The 17453-nt window shown below is 55.1% G+C and carries 14 protein-coding genes; 9 read left to right on the top strand and 5 right to left on the bottom strand.

The annotated features are described in order from the left end of the window. Nucleotides 1-81 precede the first annotated feature (81 nt). The 5 genes from FRY97_RS04240 to FRY97_RS04220 form a co-directional block, all read right to left on the bottom strand. On the bottom strand, nucleotides 82-1446 hold the full coding sequence (locus FRY97_RS04240; protein WP_147166189.1) for a porin family protein: 1365 nt from the start codon (nucleotides 1444-1446) through the stop codon (nucleotides 82-84). Beyond that, nucleotides 1443-1979 (bottom strand): RNA polymerase sigma factor, encoded by a 537-nt coding sequence (locus tag FRY97_RS04235; protein ID WP_147166188.1) that lies wholly within the window; start codon nucleotides 1977-1979, stop codon nucleotides 1443-1445. Before FRY97_RS04235 ends, FRY97_RS04240 begins: the two co-directional genes overlap by 4 nt. A gap of 358 nt (nucleotides 1980-2337) precedes the next feature. Then, nucleotides 2338-3633: an acetyl-CoA hydrolase/transferase family protein gene (locus FRY97_RS04230; RefSeq protein WP_147166187.1), complete on the bottom strand. Its 1296-nt coding sequence runs from the start codon at nucleotides 3631-3633 to the stop codon at nucleotides 2338-2340. A 270-nt stretch (nucleotides 3634-3903) separates the two neighbouring features. After that, nucleotides 3904-4953 (bottom strand): hypothetical protein, encoded by a 1050-nt coding sequence (locus FRY97_RS04225; protein WP_147166186.1) that lies wholly within the window; start codon nucleotides 4951-4953, stop codon nucleotides 3904-3906. Next, entirely contained in the window at nucleotides 4950-5927 is a 978-nt protein-coding gene (locus FRY97_RS04220) for a KpsF/GutQ family sugar-phosphate isomerase (RefSeq protein ID WP_147166185.1), read from the bottom strand. Before FRY97_RS04220 ends, FRY97_RS04225 begins: the two co-directional genes overlap by 4 nt. Before the next feature lie 327 nt (nucleotides 5928-6254). Here FRY97_RS04220 and recQ point away from each other — a divergent pair, with 327 nt between their 5' ends. From recQ to FRY97_RS04175, 9 genes are all read left to right on the top strand, one after another. Next, on the top strand, nucleotides 6255-8456 hold the full coding sequence (recQ, locus tag FRY97_RS04215) for a DNA helicase RecQ (RefSeq protein ID WP_147166184.1): 2202 nt from the start codon (nucleotides 6255-6257) through the stop codon (nucleotides 8454-8456). Between the two features lie 12 nt (nucleotides 8457-8468). Further along, a complete protein-coding gene (aroQ, locus tag FRY97_RS04210) occupies nucleotides 8469-8897 on the top strand; it encodes a type II 3-dehydroquinate dehydratase (RefSeq protein WP_147166183.1) in 429 nt (142 codons plus the stop codon). Between the two features lie 286 nt (nucleotides 8898-9183). After that, nucleotides 9184-9501, top strand: a complete 318-nt coding sequence (locus FRY97_RS04205; protein WP_246141547.1) for a YbaB/EbfC family nucleoid-associated protein — start codon at nucleotides 9184-9186, stop codon at nucleotides 9499-9501. A gap of 104 nt (nucleotides 9502-9605) precedes the next feature. After that, nucleotides 9606-10847, top strand: a complete 1242-nt coding sequence (locus FRY97_RS04200) for a LamG-like jellyroll fold domain-containing protein (protein ID WP_147166182.1) — start codon at nucleotides 9606-9608, stop codon at nucleotides 10845-10847. A gap of 205 nt (nucleotides 10848-11052) precedes the next feature. Beyond that, nucleotides 11053-12483, top strand: a complete 1431-nt coding sequence (locus FRY97_RS04195; protein WP_147166181.1) for a tetratricopeptide repeat protein — start codon at nucleotides 11053-11055, stop codon at nucleotides 12481-12483. 182 nt (nucleotides 12484-12665) lie between these two features. Further along, nucleotides 12666-13562, top strand: coding sequence for a hypothetical protein (locus FRY97_RS04190; protein WP_147166180.1), 897 nt, complete (start codon nucleotides 12666-12668; stop codon nucleotides 13560-13562). 41 nt (nucleotides 13563-13603) lie between these two features. Then, nucleotides 13604-14077: a hypothetical protein gene (locus FRY97_RS04185; RefSeq protein WP_147166179.1), complete on the top strand. Its 474-nt coding sequence runs from the start codon at nucleotides 13604-13606 to the stop codon at nucleotides 14075-14077. Between the two features lie 613 nt (nucleotides 14078-14690). Beyond that, nucleotides 14691-16640, top strand: a complete 1950-nt coding sequence (locus FRY97_RS04180) for a histidine kinase dimerization/phosphoacceptor domain -containing protein (RefSeq protein WP_147166178.1) — start codon at nucleotides 14691-14693, stop codon at nucleotides 16638-16640. Then, on the top strand, nucleotides 16628-17248 hold the full coding sequence (locus FRY97_RS04175) for a response regulator transcription factor (protein WP_147166177.1): 621 nt from the start codon (nucleotides 16628-16630) through the stop codon (nucleotides 17246-17248). Before FRY97_RS04180 ends, FRY97_RS04175 begins: the two co-directional genes overlap by 13 nt. The last annotated feature ends 205 nt before the right edge of the window (nucleotides 17249-17453 follow it).

Here is a 17453-nt window from a genome sequence, read left to right as displayed (position 1 = left end):
TTGACCCCCGGTGCCCCCAAATCAAAAAAACCTCTGAACCGGCGGCCGCTTCAGAGGTTTTTCAGCTTTAGCACAAAACGGCTAAAGTTGTTTACGGACCCCAAGGAAGACCCCCGCGCTCATTGGGCGCTGCATCAACGCATAGTTCTCTTGGGTCACAGATTTGGGGAAAATTTTGAAATGAGGCTCCACCAGCAAACTCAGCCCAGGGCGCAGCTTGTAGGCCAGCCCAAAGCTGCCATAGTACCCAAGCCCTGCCTGACGCTTAAAAGCAGGGAAAGCTTCCGGATCGCTGCTGTCAAAGGAAACCGGTGTGAGGTCTTGAGGCGAAAGGAAATCTCCCCGCTGACGGAACATCAAATTCAGATACACCCCGGCATTGACCGATACATTGAGCCGCTGCCCGCGGAATTCATACCCCAACAGAAAGGGGATATCCACCATTTCATACACATTGCGGGTCACCTTGTAGCGCTCACCGATAACGACTATCGTGTCCGTGCCAATGATGTTGCCCTGATTGTCGCGTATGGTCTCTATGCGGATATCTTCCTCAAAACCATTGAAGTAAGTAAACTTCTCTGTGACTTGGGAATAATTGACGCCCGTACGGAAAGCCAGCCCGTTATCCCCTACTACCGACAGCCTTAGCCCGCTGCTGAAAGCATAAAGGCGGGATTCCGTGTCCTGCCGGCTTTTCGCATAGTCTTCATAATTTGCATCCCGGGCTTGCAGCTCATTGAAGGCCAGATCAGGGGAAGCGATCAGATCAAGGTGGAAAGACCAGAACCCATTGCCAAACTCAGCACATTTGGGCTCGATAGCAAACAAGCCAAGCTTTTTACCAGGCCCTTCCGCCTCATAAACAGCAGGCAATAAGGGAAGGGCAGCTTCTTTTTGCGGCGCCACCGTAGGCGAAAACTCAGTGGCGGAGTGGCCCGCCGTCGGCATAGCAATTGCAGCAGCCTGATCGGCAACGGCCTTTTCAACGGGCATTATCAATAAAGCTTCTTCAAGTGTTGTTTGCCCGCTCAGGGGCTCAGCGGGAAGGGTTTGTAATGCAGCGGGAGAAGAAGGGGCACTCACCTCTGCCAACAAAGCGGTGGAAGACGGCAAAACAGCGGCGGCACCCTCATCGCCCAGCACGGCCGCCTTGGCAACCTTTACATCGTGGATGGCTTCCACGTGCATCACCACGGCAGAAGGTGTAATGGGGAAGGCCGACAAGTCGGGGTTGCGGGCAGACCAAAGCCCATAAGCGGCTCCGAAAGCCAAGGCCGCAACACCGACCAAGGCTAAGGGCTTATGCTGCCCAAGCCAGACCGCCAACCGATGCCTGCGGTTGCGTTTTTGCTCGATTTGTGCCCAGAGATGCGTAGGCGTTTCCACAGTCAGCCCCTGCAACTGTTCCCGAAACGCCTCATCCAAGGGGTGGTGCTTGTTCATATTGCGACCTTTTGGGTTTCCAAAACCATAGCTTGCAGCATTTTCCGGGCTTTGACCAATTGAGAGCGGGAAGTGCTTTCCTGAACGCCCAACATGTCCCCAATCTCTTTATGGCTATAGCCTTCCACCGCATAAAGGTTGAAGACTACCCTGTAGCCATCGGGCAACTGATTGACCAAGTTGAGCAGGTGCTCTGCCCCCAGATTGTCATAAACAGGCGGGGAAAGGGCATGTTCAGGCTGATTGTCCAGTCCGATTTGTTCTTGCTGAAAACTTTTCTTGCTGTAATTCTTAAGGGCGGTGTTAATCACGATCCGGCGTATCCATCCTTCAAAGGAGCCTTTGAACTCGAACCGGGCCATATTGTCAAATACTTTGACAAAAGCATCCTGCAACAGATCTTCTGCTTCCATACGGTGACGGGCATAACGAAGGCAGACCGCCAACATTTTGCCAGCATACCGCTGAAAGAGCTCCTGCTGACAAGCACGGTCTTCCCGGATACAACCTTGAACCAATTCTTTTTCCGTCACAGGAAAAGGGTTGTGCTATGTACACTGCGCCGCTTTAATCCCCTCTGCGCAGGGCTCATAGTTTTGTCCGTAAATCAGGCAGGCCGGTGCACATATTGTAATAAGCCAAATCGTTTATAGTATCTTTTTGAGGGGAAAACGCTGCCTGCTTACCAAAAGCGTATTGCCACGTAAGATACACATTTTACCCTTATCATGCTGCAAACCGGGGCTTATTTCCGTACAGACTCCTGTTCCATACGGCAATGTCCGGCACCATAACTTCGCCTGCTCAAACCTGCACATGCTTTTCAGAAGCGCTCATGGCCTATAGCCCCCAAATGGCCCATTCCCGATTTCAAGCCTGCCCCTAAAACAACTACCACGTTTTCAGGTGCAGCTGTTCAAATGCCTCCCGCTCAAGGCGCTCCCGGTGGTCAGGGTGGGCAATAGCGATCAGCTGCTGTGCACGCTGCCGCAAGTTCCTGCCGAACATCTCTGCCACGCCGTATTCGGTCACAATATAATGCACGTGGGCACGGGTTGTCACTACGCCAGCCCCCGGCTTCAGCATACAAGCTATCCGGCTGATGCCCTTGTTCGTAGCGGAAGGCAGCGCGATAATCGGCTTGCCCCCTTCAGAGAGCGAAGCCCCCCGGATGAAGTCCATCTGCCCGCCTACCCCCGAATAAATGCGGGTGCCAATAGAATCTGCGCACACCTGCCCCGTCAGGTCGATTTCTATAGCACTGTTGATGGCCACTACCTTGGGGTTTTGCCGGATGGTAGCCGTATCATTGACGTAAGCAATGTCTAAAAAACGGACGAGGGGGTTGTCGTCCACAAAATCGTACAGTTTTTTGGTGCCCATGATGAAGCCCGTCACAATATGATTGCGGTGCTTCGCCTTGTGCTCGTTCGTGATCACCCCGCGCTCCACAAGGTCGATAACACCATCAGAGAACATCTCCGTATGTATGCCCAGCTGCCGGTGGTTTTTCATGGCCAGCAGGGCCGCATTGGGGATGGTGCCAATCCCCATTTGAAGGGTAGAGCCGTCCTCCACCAAGTTGGCAACATGCTGCCCAATGCGCAGCTCCACATCAGAAGGGCTTGGCGTGTGCAGCTCCGGCAGCCCATAATCCACCTCTACCACCCGGTCAAATCTGCTGATATGAATGACCCCATCCCCGTGCGTACGGGGCATATTGGGGTTGAGCTCCGCAATCAGGACTTTGGCAGATTGGGCCGCTGCCAGGCTCGTATCCACAGAAGTGCCCAACGTGCAAAACCCATTGCGGTCGGGAGGGGATACCTGCAGCATGGCCACGTCGAGCGGCAAAATGCGCCTGCGGAACAGCAAAGGGACCTCGCTCAGGAAAACAGGGATGTAGTCTGCCCGGCCGCTCTGCACCGCACCGCGCACATTTGCCCCCACAAAAAGGTTGTTGACCCGGAAGGCCCCTCCGAGCCCTTCACTAGCGTAGGGCGCTTCCGCATCAGTATGCAAGTGCAAAACCTCCACATCTCTGAGCTCAGCGCCCCGGGCGGCCAACGCAGCGATCAAGGTCTTGGGCGCTGCAGCAGCGCTATGTATAAATATTTTATCCTTCGACTTCACAAGCTTCACCGCTTCGTCTGCACTTACTGCCTGATAATTCCGGTTGAATTCCATAGTTTAAGGGTGTGGTTTTGGCGCAAATAAATAAAGAAGACCGCAGCCTGCCAGCTGGCAATCCGCAGCCTGAAAGATGACTTTTGTTACCCCCCCTTCAGCCCTGCATCGCCCGGTTGGGTTGGGGGCCACCCTCGCCCAAAGGCTCGGGCCGCTACGCTCCGGGGCTCGCTGCCCGCTCGGCCCTACCGGGCTTCCCACCCCTGCGCATCGCTTGTCCGATTGCAGCCCAATAAGCTCTGCATCGGCTTTTGTGCAGCATAGCCAGCCTCATTCCTCCAATGCCCCGCTCAGCTCGTTCAGCAAAGATGCCGGATAGCCCCCCGATGCTTCTTCCCCCAAATGATAAAAAGCTAAATAAACAGGGGAAGGCCAGGGATAGGAGCGCAAGGTGGCTGCTGCCTTCAGCAGATCCTCAGGCGCTGCAGCCTCCAAGCGGATCAGATCGCCCTCGTACAGGTAGTGCCCCTGCAAGAAAGTGCCCTGCACCACTTCGAAACGGTTCCCGCCCATAGGGAAAAAACGGGACCGGTCGGCCAGGTCATCCGCTTTCAAGCCATGCAGCAAGCGGGCCAGCTCACCATCCCGGAATAGCACGCCCCAAGCGAACACAGGCAGCGCTAAATCTAATGGCAAGGCGTAAGCCCCGCTCCCGAGATAGGGCGCTGCAGCATCCAGGTTGAGTATAGAATTGGGCTCCTCCCAGCTCCTCACCTCCCCCATATTGTAAAACATGAGCATGCCCCGGTCGGCAGGCGGCACCCCAGCCTGCTCAGGGTAGCGCAACTGATGCAGGCGTACCGTCACCGACAAACGGATGCCGGAGGCCGAAAGCAGCTCCCGGCAGCGGGCCACTAGGCTAAAGTAGGCCTCCTGTGTGCTGCCCGTCCAATCACAATCCAGCTGCACCTCCGGAACCTCCTCCAGCTGCAAGCGGGCCACATCAGCCAGCACCCTTTCAACAATCTGCTCAGCCAGGCGGCCAGCCCTTTGAATGGGGGTCTGCATAAGGCTGCGGTTGGTGAGGAACACACAGGGCACCCACTCCAGCCCCTCGGGCAGCTGCCCCCCTTTCGCATCCAAGGCTCCAACCGGAGCAGGAGCCCCAAGCCCCTCATTCCAATCGATATCAAAAAGGCGAAGATATACCCGCCCAGCGCCCACACTATCCAAAACAGCCCAAGACCGGGCATCGGCCGGGCTGCTTTTCCAGTGGTAAAATGCGGTATGCACAATGCCCGGAGCAGGCTTTTGGCTGCAGCCCAACAGAGCCAGCAGGGACAGGCCAAGTACGTACCGGCGGTATACAGGAACCGTCATATCAAGCCTTCTCGAATTAAATCATGCAGGTGGATAAAGCCCAGATAGCGCCCGGCAGCATCGGCCACCACCAGCTGTGTGATGCTGTTTTTCCGCATTTTCTCCAGCGCTTTTACCGCCATGTCCTCCGCCAAGACCGTCTTGGGGGCAGCGGTCATGATGTCGCGGGCAGCGAGCTGATTGAGGTCGGCACTGCCTTTTTCCAGCATCCGCCTTAGGTCGCCATCGGTCACTATGCCGGCCAGCAAGCCATCGGGGCCGATCACTGCGGTAGCGCCCAGCCTTTTAGAGGTGATCTCTAAAATGGTTTCATGCAGGGGCGCATCCGGTGCCACCTGCGGTTTTTCGTTCTGCGGGTAGAGATCGCTGACCCGGAGGTAGAGCTGCTTGCCCAGTGCGCCCCCCGGGTGGAACTGCGCGAAGTCCTGTGGGGTGAACCCCCGCAAGGCCAGAAGCGATGTCGCCATAGCATCGCCAAGGGCCATTTGTGCGGTCGTGCTCGCAGTGGGCGCCAGATTGTTGGGGTCGGCCTCCTGACTGACCGGGGTGTGCAGCACAAATCGGGCATGACGCGCCAGATAGGAGGACAGGTTGGCCACCATGCCTATGATGGGGTTGCCTAGGTTTTTGAGCAAGGGCACCAGCACTTTGATTTCGGGGGTCTCCCCGCTTTTGGAAAGGCAAAGCACGAAGTCATCCGGAAGGATCATCCCCAAGTCGCCATGTATGGCATCGGCAGCATGCATAAACAGGGCAGGTGTCCCTGTGGAGTTTAGGGTGGCCACAATCTTTTGCCCTACGATGGCGCTCTTGCCTATGCCCGTCACTACAACCCGGCCCTTGCATACGTGCACCGCTTCTACACAACGCGCAAAATCCTGGTTCAGGCTTTGCTCCTGCAAGGCTTCGAGCGCCTGCCGCTCGATCTCCACTGTACGGGCTGCGGTTTTAAGGATAATTGCTTCTGTGTTCACCCCTTTTTTGTATTTTTGAAAGCTTTTGAAAAAGGCACAATGCCTAAACCAATATTATACACCTCTTTGACTCCATTCCAACACGAAATCGCGATAAAGTGCCCCAATGCCCTGATTTTCTTCGGGGCTCAAAGCCTGAGCGCCCCCTAGCGGATGGCATAGGCATAAAAAAACGGGGCAGAGTGCGCGCGTAAGCCCAAAAATCGCTAAATTAGAAGAAATGCGCCCATTTAGAGCTGATTGAGATTCAGGCCTCCTAGCCGTAAAGAGCAGGCCGCACCTCAACAGCTGCTGCGCACAAAGAAAGTAAAAAAGAACAGGCGAGCCATGACAACGACGAAAGAAACCTTGCATGAAGCCCTCCACCAATACTTTGGTTTCAAAAAGTTCAAGGGTGAGCAGGCAGCTATCATCAACAGCGTCCTACAAGGGCACGATACCTTCGTGATCATGCCCACAGGCGGCGGAAAGTCTTTGTGCTATCAGCTGCCTGCCCTGATGCTGGAAGGCACAGCCATTGTCATATCCCCGCTCATCGCTTTGATGAAAAACCAGGTAGACTCCATCCGCGGCTATAGCCAAAATGACGAGGTGGCACACTTCCTGAACTCCTCCCTGACCAAATCCCAGATGAAACAAGTCCGGCAGGATATTTCCGACGGCAAGACTAAGCTGCTGTTTATTGCACCGGAAACGCTGACTAAGGAGGAAAACATCGACTTCTTTCAACAGGTGAACATCTCCTTCGTCGCAGTAGACGAAGCCCACTGCATCTCAGAGTGGGGCCACGATTTCCGCCCAGAATACCGGCGCATCCGTGCCATGCTCGATGCCATCAACAAAACCATCCCTGTCGTAGCGCTCACCGCCACCGCCACGCCCAAGGTTCAGTCTGACATCGTCAAAAACCTGAACATGAGGGAGCACAATACCTTCATCTCCTCCTTCAACCGGGAAAACCTCTACTATGAGGTACGCCCCAAGCTCAACAAAGAACAGACCCTCAAGCAAATCGTGCAGATCATCAAGGAGATGCCGGGGCAGTCGGGCATCATCTATGTACAGAGCCGGAAATCTGCCGCTGAAATTGCAGATGCCCTCAAAGTCAATGACATCAAAGCCGCGCCCTATCATGCCGGCCTGGATGCCAAAACCCGCAGCAACACACAAGATGACTTCCTGATGGAAGAGGTGGATGTCATCGTCGCTACCATCGCTTTTGGCATGGGCATCGACAAGCCGGACGTACGCTTCGTTATCCACTATGATATCCCCAAAAGCATTGAAAACTACTATCAGGAGACTGGCCGGGCAGGGCGCGACGGGCGGGAGGGGCGCTGCATCGCCTTCTATGCCTACAAGGATATCCTGCGCCTGGAAAAATTCCTGCGCGACAAGCCTGTAGCAGAACGGGAAATGGGCATGCAGCTTATGCAGGAGGTCATGTCCTATTCGGAAACCACTTCCTGCCGCAGGCGCTTCCTCCTCCACTACTTCGGCGAGCAGTTCGAGGAGGAGCAGTGCGAAAAAATGTGCGACAACTGCCGCCACCCCAAAGAACGGGTGGAAGTCAAAGAGGATATGCTGCTGGCCCTACAGGCTACCGCTCAGCTGGATGAGAACTACGGCATGAAAACCATGGTCGACTTTGTGCACGGCAACCCTTCTAAGGAGATCAAAGACTTCAACTTCGACCGCAAACCGCTTTTCGCTGCCGGCAAAGCACACGATGCCACTTACTGGAGCTCTGTTTTCCGGCAGGGCATACTCAATGATCTGCTCCGCAAAGACATCGAGACCTACGGCCTGCTGAAGATCACCGATAAAGGGCGGGAGTTTATGGAAGGCCCCACTTCTTTTAAGATCCCGATAGACCACAACTTTGAGCAGGAGGCAGCAGCAGACCTGGAAGAAGCCAAGGGGAATGTTGCTGTGCTTGACGCCAACCTCATCAAGCTCCTCAAAGATCTGCGGCGGCAGGAGGCCCGCCGGCGCAACGTGCCTCCTTTTGTCATTTTCCAAGAGGCTTCCCTGGAGGATATGGCCACCCACTACCCCATCACAATGGATGATATGAGCAACATCTCGGGGGTGAGCAAGGGCAAGGCTATACGCTATGGCAAACCCTTCCTGGAGCTGATACAACAGTACGTCGAAGAGAACAACATCGACCGCCCCAATGACTTTGTCATGAAGCAGGTCGCCAACAAGTCTAAGTCAAAAATCAATATCATTCAGGGCATAGACCGCAAAGTGCCTATGGAAGACCTCGCAGAAGCCAACAACCTGAGCATGGAAGAGCTGCTGCAGGAAATGTACGCCATCGTCCTTTCTGGCACTAAAGTCAATATCGATTATTACCTGGAGGAAAACTTGGACGAATACGCCCGGGAGGAGATTGAAGAGTACTTTATGGACGCAGAAACCGACTCCCTCGAAGCAGCTTGGAAGGAACTGCAGGATGAAGACTTCACCATGGAGGAAATACAGCTGGTCCGCATCAAGTTCATGTCAGATAAGGCCAACTAATTTTTCTGTGGTATGAACATCCTCATCCTGAATGGTCCCAACCTCAACCTGCTGGGCAAACGCGAGCCTCACATCTACGGGCATCAGACCTTTGAGGGCTACCTAGCGGAGCTCAGGCTGAAGTACCCCTCGGCAGATCTTGAGTATTTCCAGAGCAACCACGAAGGGGCTTTGCTGGACAAGCTCCACAGCCGGGGCTTCTCCTGTGACGGCATTATCCTCAATGCCGGGGCATACACGCACACCTCCGTAGCCCTCGCAGATGCTATTGCGGGGATTGCAGCCCCGGTGGTAGAAGTCCACATTTCCAATGTACACCAACGCGAGGCTTTCCGCCACCACTCCTACCTTTCCCCGCACTGTGCCGGCATTATTGTGGGGTTTGGGCTGCGCGGGTATGAACTGGCCCTGCAGGCCCTGCTCGGACAAGCTGAGCGCTAACCCATGGCTTACAAGCCTTTTCGGCGCGCTACCGCAGGGCAATGCACTGAAAGCCGGCCTAGCGCTGCGGAGGGGTGGCTAGCCCGTTAGGGCCGAGCGGACAGCGAGCCCCGTAGCATAGCGGCACCTGCCTGCTGGCAGGGGCAGGCCCCATCCCGTTGGGCAGGGGCAGGCAAAAGTACGGCGACCTGATTTGCGCACAGCCCAAGAGCAGATATACTCCCTCTTTCTATTGGCGGCAAAACCTTAGGGTTTCACTACCTTTGCCGGAAACAAACCCACACCTATGTTTGGAAACATGCTTGGCGATATGGAAGAGCGCCAAAAAGAGATGCGCAAGAAGCTAGCCGAGATCAGCGTCACCGGTACCTCTCCGGAAGGGGCGGTAACCGTCACGGCCAACGCCAACCGGCAGATCACTGACATCGCCATCGATCAGGAGCAGCTCGACTGGTCTGATGTGGAAATGGTGCAAGACCTGGTCTTGGCTGCCGTCAATCAGGCCCTAGAGCTGGCTGCAGCCAAAGAAGCAGAAGAAACACAGCGCATGGTGAAAGATATGCTGCCTCCGGGCCTTGGCAACCTCGGGAACCTTTTTGGCTGATCGGCCTTGATTCTGGGCTGCTGACCAAAATAAGCGCCCACTGCCAGCGTTTAACAACGGAAACCGGGCGCCCGGGCGCCCTTCAATACCGATTATTTGTGCTTATGAAAAAACCGATCCTGGTACTCACAGGGCTGATCGCCCTGGCTTTTGCCCTCAATGCTCAGACCACTATCGGGCTCGTTGCCCACTACCGGTTTGACGGCACCTTTACTGATGCTACTGGCAATACTGCCAACGGGGGGGCCATTAGCGGCAGCCCCTATTTCACCTGTGGCGTAGAAAACGATGCCGTTTCATTCAATGGGCAAACGGATGAAGTGGTTATCCTGGGCGGCCCGGTCAACGATGAGTTCGACAGCGAGGACGTGACCGTTGCCTTTTATTTTAAGCCGCGCGGGGGCGCAGGCACACAGTTCCTTTTGTCCAAACGCAGCCCCAACTGCATCGGCAACAGCGAATTCTACATTACCTACACGCCCAACAGCCGCAGCATCAGTGCTTTCTTCTTTGAGACCAGTGATAAGCGGACCATTGCCACCCACCAAATCGACAATACCGCCTGTTGGCAGCACCTCGCCATCGTAAGAGAAGGCGGCAGGGTACGGCTTTATCTCAATGGCGCCCTCATCAATGTCTTCAGTACGCTGGAGCGCGTAAATGTAGCCAACAACGGCGACCTGATTTTTGGCAACAGCGACTGCCGCAACCCAACCGAGTTCCCATTCAATGGGCTGATGGATGAGCTGAGGGTCTACAACCGGGCGCTCGACGAGCGGGAAGTGCGGGAGCTGTACACCGCGCCAGACCAGATCGTACGCGATGCCAATATCATCAACATCTTCTTGGGCGAATCATTTGATGCCTCGCTCACTACTACCTGTGGCACTGCTTTTACCTGGTCACCCCTTGATGGCGTCGATCAGCCCAATGCCCCTGCTACGGCCATCACGCCTCAGCAAGCTGGGGAAATCGCCTATCAGGTGGCCATTGCTGATACGAGCGTGGCCACTTGTACTGCAATTGACGAAATCACGTTCAATGTCATTGACCCCGACGACCTTGACTGCGGCACCATCTTCCTCCCCTCTGCCTTCACCCCCAACGGCGATGGGCTCAACGATACCTATGGCCTTAGCAACCCGTTCGCCATACAGCAGATGGAACGCTTCGAGATTTTCGACCGTTGGGGCAACCTTGTATTTGCCACCTCAGACCCCTTCGAGCGCTGGGATGGCTTTTACAAAGGGCAAACGGTCAATGCCGGGGTACTGCGCTACGCCATCCAATGGTCGTGCAACGGCGAGCCTCAGTTCCAATCCGGAGAAATTGCGGTGCTGCGCTAAGCATAGGCATCCCTCCGCTTCACAAAAAGCCACTTCGGGCCAATGCTGAGGTGGCTTTTTTCGTCCTCCAAAGCTTGCTGGCCACTTGATTTCAGACTTGTTGGGCGGCAGGTGCAGCCAAATTTGCTCATTCTTCTTAGTTTTGAACCCCCGCAGCCCGCGGGTAGAGCTCTTTGCATGGAAACTTAATAAAATACCCAAAGCTATGATAACCAGCTACCGCTCATGCCTGGCCAGCGCAGTACTTTGCCTGGCCATTGCCTGTACGCCCAAGGCCACTGCCCCTGTTGTGGAGGGCCAGCCTGCTCAGCCTGCGCCTGCGCCTGTGGAAGAAGACCTTAGCCCCTGCCCCAAATTCAGGGATGCCCCAAACCCGGACGAAGCAGAGACCAACTATGTCCTTTACCGGGACTTCCTCCGGGCAGGAGACTGGGATCAAGCATTCCGCCTATGGAAGAAAGTATATGCTGTAGCCCCTGCTGCAGACGGGCGCCGCAATACGGTTTATGCAGACGGGATACGTTTCTACGAGTACTACATTAGCCAATCACAGGATACCCTGCAGCAGGCTGCTTATGCAGACACTATTTTCAGCATTTACGACGAGATCGAGCGGTGCTATCCCGAAGGCGGTTACATCTACGGCATCAAAGGGTTTGACCTTTTCTACAAATACCGAAACCGGGCCAGCAAGGAAGAAATCTACGGCTTGTTCAAAAAAGCATTGGACACCGATAGCACTAAAGCGCCCGACTTTGTGGTCAACCCCATGGCATCCCTGCTTGTAGAGCTCTACGACGAGGGCCGCATCCCTCAGCAGGAAGCCTACCATTACCAAGGCATCCTTAGGGAAATGATCCGCAAAGGGCTGGCCGATTGTGCGGGTACCGCCTGCGAGCGCTGGCAGATCATCGCCGAGTACACCCCTGTACGCTTGGAGTATTTCGAAACGGTCAAAGGCTTTTACCCCTGTGAGTATTACCTGGACAAATACTACCCCGACTTTGAAGCCAGCCCCGAAGACTGCGATGTGGTGCGCACGGTGTACAGCCGGTTGAAGTTTGCAGGCTGCCCACAGGAAGATGAGCGCATGGCCCGCCTGATCCGGATCGGCAACGAGAACTGCCGGCCTGAAGCCGGCCCGGCTGATTCCGCCTACATTTACCTGCGGGAGGCAGAGTATGCCAAGGCCATTGCTGCATTTGAAAAGGCCATCGCTGCGGAGGAAGATGCCGAGAAGAAGGCGAAGTACGCGCTTAATAATGCTAAGATCTACGAAGTCCACCTCCGGAACTTTTCACGGGCACGGGCTTGGGCAGAACAGGCAGCAGGCATCCGGCCTGACTGGGGCGAGCCCTACATCCTCATCGGGCGGCTGTACGCTTCTAGCGGCCCGCTTTGTGGGCCTGGCAGAGGCTGGGACAGCCAGATTGTGACCTGGCCCGCTATTGATGCGTGGCAGAAAGCGCGGAGCATAGACCCCGAGGTGCGGGCGGAAGCCGATAAACTCATCGCCCGTTACCGGCAGTACATGCCCAACCGGGAGGATGTCTTCATACGCAACCTGAAAGCCGGGCAGAGCTTCTACGTTGGCTGTTGGATACAGCGCTCTACCGTCATCCGGACGGCAGATTAGGCAAACACCTCTCGGCAGAAAAAAAAGGGGGGGGCACGCTGTGGCTCCCCCTTTTTTTATTGTGCCTGATGCTGCAGGAGAAGCACAAAGCGGCCCTCACCAAGCCATGGCCACCCATTTGGGTGATGCCCCCTTGAGCTATCCCCCCTAATTTTGAAGCCATAACCTAAAGACAGCGCCCCATGATCAGGCACTTTTTCACTTTAATGCTTATGGCTGGTTTGCCCAACCTACCACAGAGCGATGCACAGAACGCCCCTCTGCACTATGTGGATGCCAACAACAATGAGTACCTGCTGCAAAACGGGCTGCTCTCTTATAAAGCACAAACACCTAGGCGCAGCTCTTCTGGCATTTATAGCGGAGGGGAAAACCAGGCAGCGGCTATCAGCAAAGCTTGGCAACTGAAAATCTATGCGATGGCCGAGGCATTGGCCACACAGCCTGAAGCCAGGCAGGAACGGCGTGAAATGGGCACCGCCATCTTAATGCTCCGAAAAGGGGAGCCTACTAGCCAGACGGCCTACCTCCGTGCTAGCCCTGGCAGAGCAGAGCTCGAGGCCTGTTTACAGGAAGCCCTGCGGAGCCCGAGCGCCAACACGCCCCGCACTATAGATATTGTCCAAGGCCAGACGCTCTCCCTAAAAGGGAACCTGGAAGAAGGCGAGCTGCTGCCTGATATCAGCTGGGCCTGGTCGAGCCAAGTCGCCTGCTTCCCAGGCACTGCAAAAGCAAAATTTGACGGTGCGCAGGTGTTTTATACCGGGACTATCCCACCTCAGTCTATCCTCACCGTCCGCCTTATACCCGATGACCCGAAATCGGAGATGAGCCTATATGGCTACCTCAAGGGGCAAGGTACTATCGAGCTGCCTCCAATGCTCAAACAGTGCATCCGTTGCGAAGCCGACTACGCGCGAGGCCGCCCGGTAGCAGGGCGGAGCCGCCCTGCCCACATCCGCGAGCTCAACGAACTGTTGGCGATTGCGCGCCCCTACCAGGCCGTTATCGCAGTAGCAGGGGCTGCCGGCCTGCAGCAAGGAGGATATACCCTAGAAGTTTCCTGCTCCCCGCGCTGATTTCAACCAAACATCTTTTTTAACCCTTAAATACGTACAACATGAAGTACCTAGCCCTCCTTTTGGCGATAGCCATGAGCTTGCCATTCGCCACCCCCAAAGCATCAAATATCCCCAAAGAAGTACGGGCGCTCAAAATCTCAAAAGCCAGCGCACAGGCGCTTAGCAGGTACAAATTTGATGCGCTGCGCATAGAAGATGGCCATATACTGCGCCCACGGGAGGGCTTCCGGATCCTTTTTGATGCCAAGCGCAAAGCGTTCATTTTCACTACCGAGCAAGACCTTGGATCAAGCACCTTCGACGGCTCTTCGGACATCCCAGGCACCAATGCCACAATCAATTGTACCGCAACGGCATGCAAAGACGGAGGCTACTGCCACCCAAGTGTAGGCAAAGGGTCTGCCATTTGTGTATACAACAATTGCGGGTGCAATACCGAAGTTTCCTACCCTGTTGAGGAGGCCTCGGAGTTCCAGTCCAACACAGGGGAATGGCACCCTACCCTGAACTGATTCAGCGGCCAAGCCAAAAGCCTATGGACAAGGGCAGCCCTGCGCAATGCTTTGGAGAGGTTGCTTGGGGTTGCCCTCTGTGGGCACGCATATCAGTTTCGTCTTGGGCACCCCGTAAGCAAGCAGAGGCATCACGACCTTTGTTGACACCTGGCTTACAGGCAGCAAGGGCGCCCAACCCAATTGCCGTTTTTTGCCCTGCCAACGGGACGGGGACGGGGCCTGCCCCTGCCAGCGGGCAGGTGCCGCTATGCTACGGGGCTCGCTGTCCGCTCGGCCCTACCGGGCTTGCCACCCCTCCGCAGCGCTAGGCCAATGCCAGGCTATAGCATAACCGCCTGCTACTTTGGGGTTCAGGCCCGGCCGCCAAGCCTTGGCGCACAGCAGGCAACAGGGGGAGCATAAAATTGGGCAGGAGCTGCCCAATACGCTAAACCTCAACAAACTCTTGCTATCTTGTACGTTGAGAAGCCTATGCAAAACCTGGCGCTGATGCAGCTAGGATAAGCCCAAAAAACACTGTGCATATCCAGCTCAGGCTGCTTGGCTTCTTTGGGCTCTTACGCTGATCAAAGCAGAAGCGAGCCGCTAGTTGCAATAAGACCTGCCGATAATGCCAACGTACCAATATCCTAAAAAAAACCTGTGGGCTTGCCCCCGAGCATGTCCGCGGATTTTACTCCTGGCAGCCGCCCTGTTTTGGGCTTCGGCACAAGCGGGGGCTGCTGCACCCGACAAAGCTGAGGTGGATGCCCATATCCAACAGGCTCGGCAGCTGTTCAGTACAGACAAGGAGCTTTCCAGAGCAGAAGCAATGAAGGCGCTTAGCGCGGCTCGGCAAATCGGTTACCGTAGGGCAGAATTAGAAGCGCTTCGCATTGTTGGAGTGGTCGCGTTTTCCGGTGGAGCGCTCGCACAAGCTATTGCCCATTTTGACGAAGGCCTGTCTCTTATTGGGGATGCCCCTCAATGGGACGTCCTAAAAGCAGGATTCCTGCTCAACAAGGGCCTGGCTTACTATCAATATGGCGATTGGGGCCAAGCCTTGGCCTGCTATCTGCAAGCAGCGCCCATCTATCAGGCTGCCCCCCCAACCGTAGAATACGCCCGGCTGCTCAACAATCTTGCTATTGTATACCGGAGCCTTCAACGCTACGAAGACGCCCGGCGGATTTACCAGACCTCCCTCAGCATCAAGAATGAGCTGCGCGACTCCCTCGGCATGGCCCGCACACTGGTCAACCTCGGCCTGGTCCACGGATACCTCAAAGAACGGGAAGCAGCACTACAGCATTTGCAGCAAGCCAAAGAGCTGTATGAACGCTTGGGCAATGCAGCTGAGGCCAGCAGTGTGCAGCTCTCGGTAGGCAACGTGCTGTACGAGCTGGGCGAACTACAGCGCGCCATCCAAGCATTGCAGCCTTTGCTGAAAACAGAAGCCCATGAGCTCAATACGCACGACCGCATTGCGCTCAGGCTGCGGCTTGCAGCTGCCGAAATGGGTCAGGAGCAGTACATTAAAGCAGAGAAGTACCTGCGCACAGCCGATAGCTTGCTTAGGCCTACCACATTCCTGGAGCTAAAGCGCGTATTCTTCCAGCTCTCTGCCAAGCTGTACGCACAACAAGGCGAATATCAACAGGCCTGGCTCGCTATGAATCAGTACACTGAACTGGTGGACACCCTCACTTCTAAAGAGCGGCTGCAGCTGGAAAAAACAATGGAAGCCCGCTACCTGACCCAAGAGAAAGAAAACCTTATCCAAATCCAGAAACTCGAGCTCAAAGCCAATCAGCAACAGCAACAAAATATGCAGTGGGGCCTCTTCGGGCTCGGGGTTTTATCCTTGGCGATAGGGGCTGTACTCTGGCAGCGCCACAAGGTCAATCAGACACTCAAAGCCAAGCATGAAGCCGTCACTACAGCCCTGCTGGAAAAACAAACGCTCTTACAGGAAATCCATCACCGGGTCAAAAACAATCTGCAAACTATTGCCTCCCTGCTGAGCATCCAAGCACGGCAAATACAAGACCCTACCGCTCTGCGGGCCATAAGGGAAAGCCGTAGCCGGGTAGACGCTATGGCCCTCATTCACAAAAACCTCTACCGGGACACGGCATTATCTAATGTCGACCTTAAGGTTTATGTACACAAGCTTGTGCAAAACCTGATTGACAATTATGCGCTGCAAGAGCGCCACCTCATTCACAGCCAACTCGATATCGCGCCCATCCAACTTCATATTGATACCGTCATACCCTTTGGGCTCATCCTGAATGAGCTCATCAGCAATGCGCTCAAATACGGTAGCCGAGAGCGGGAGCCTCTTCTTATAACCATAGCTATAACCGTAGGCACAGGCAATGCAGTAACCCTGAAGGTAGCAGATAATGGGCCGGGGTTCCCGCCTGATTTCACACCTTGGGAGCAACCGACCCTCGGCTTCAAGCTGGTTAGGACCTTTGCCCATAAGCTGGGCGCCGAGCTGCGCATCTCGAACAGCCCTGGTGCCGAGATCACTATTTTTTTCCCAAATACCCCTTACCGCTTATGCCCCGCGTAAAAGTCCTCATCGTAGAAGACGATCCTGTCACTGCTCAGGACATCCAAGAGTCCCTTTTGGCTTACCACTTCGAAATTGCAGGAGTGGCCTATAGCTTAGCACAGGCACAAGCCTTGCTCAGGCAAGCGAAGCCCACAATTGCGCTTTTGGACATCAATTTGTCTGGTGGGCTCGAAGGGTTGGAGCTCGCAAGGGCCCTTAGAAGCCATTACGGGGTGCCTTTCCTTTTTTTAACCTCTTATGCGCACGGACACATCATTGAACAAGCGAAGAGGCTGCAGCCGGTAGGCTTCATCCTTAAGCCCTTCCAGGAAAAGGAGCTTTTCGCGGCCATCGAAATCGGTTTGTACAATTTTTCGCGCATACCGCCCGATTCTTTTCAAAGCCTGATCAGGGCCAACGAATTCTTAGATTCCCCAATGACGCCCAAAGAGCTCAGCGTACTGCTTTCTGTATACCAAGGCCATGCCAACAAAGCTATTGCTGAGGAGCATCAAATCAGCATCAATACCGTAAAGACGCACCTGAAACAGATCTTTGCGAAACTGCAAGTGGGCTCACGCACGGAGGCTGTCGCCAAAATCAGGCAGTGGTGCCAGCCACAGTAGGCTGAGCCCTATGCCATAGACTGCTCTGCAGCGCTGGCACAGCGCTCGTTCATTTTGGGACATTCTCTCTGCTTTGGCTCATTTTTTGGGCACTCCTGCCCTCGAGGCATCAACAAAAGTTTTAGTTTTGTGTAAACCACTTCGGCAGAGGTGAGCATGCCTTGATCAACGAGCTGGCTACCTCCTCCGGTTTCAGAGCTTATTG

It is taken from the genome of Phaeodactylibacter luteus, assembly GCF_007993045.1.
Classification (GTDB): Bacteria; Bacteroidota; Bacteroidia; order Chitinophagales; family Saprospiraceae; genus Phaeodactylibacter; species Phaeodactylibacter luteus.
Note: the sequence above shows the minus strand (reverse complement) of the source record. Positions and strands in the feature narration are given on the sequence as shown.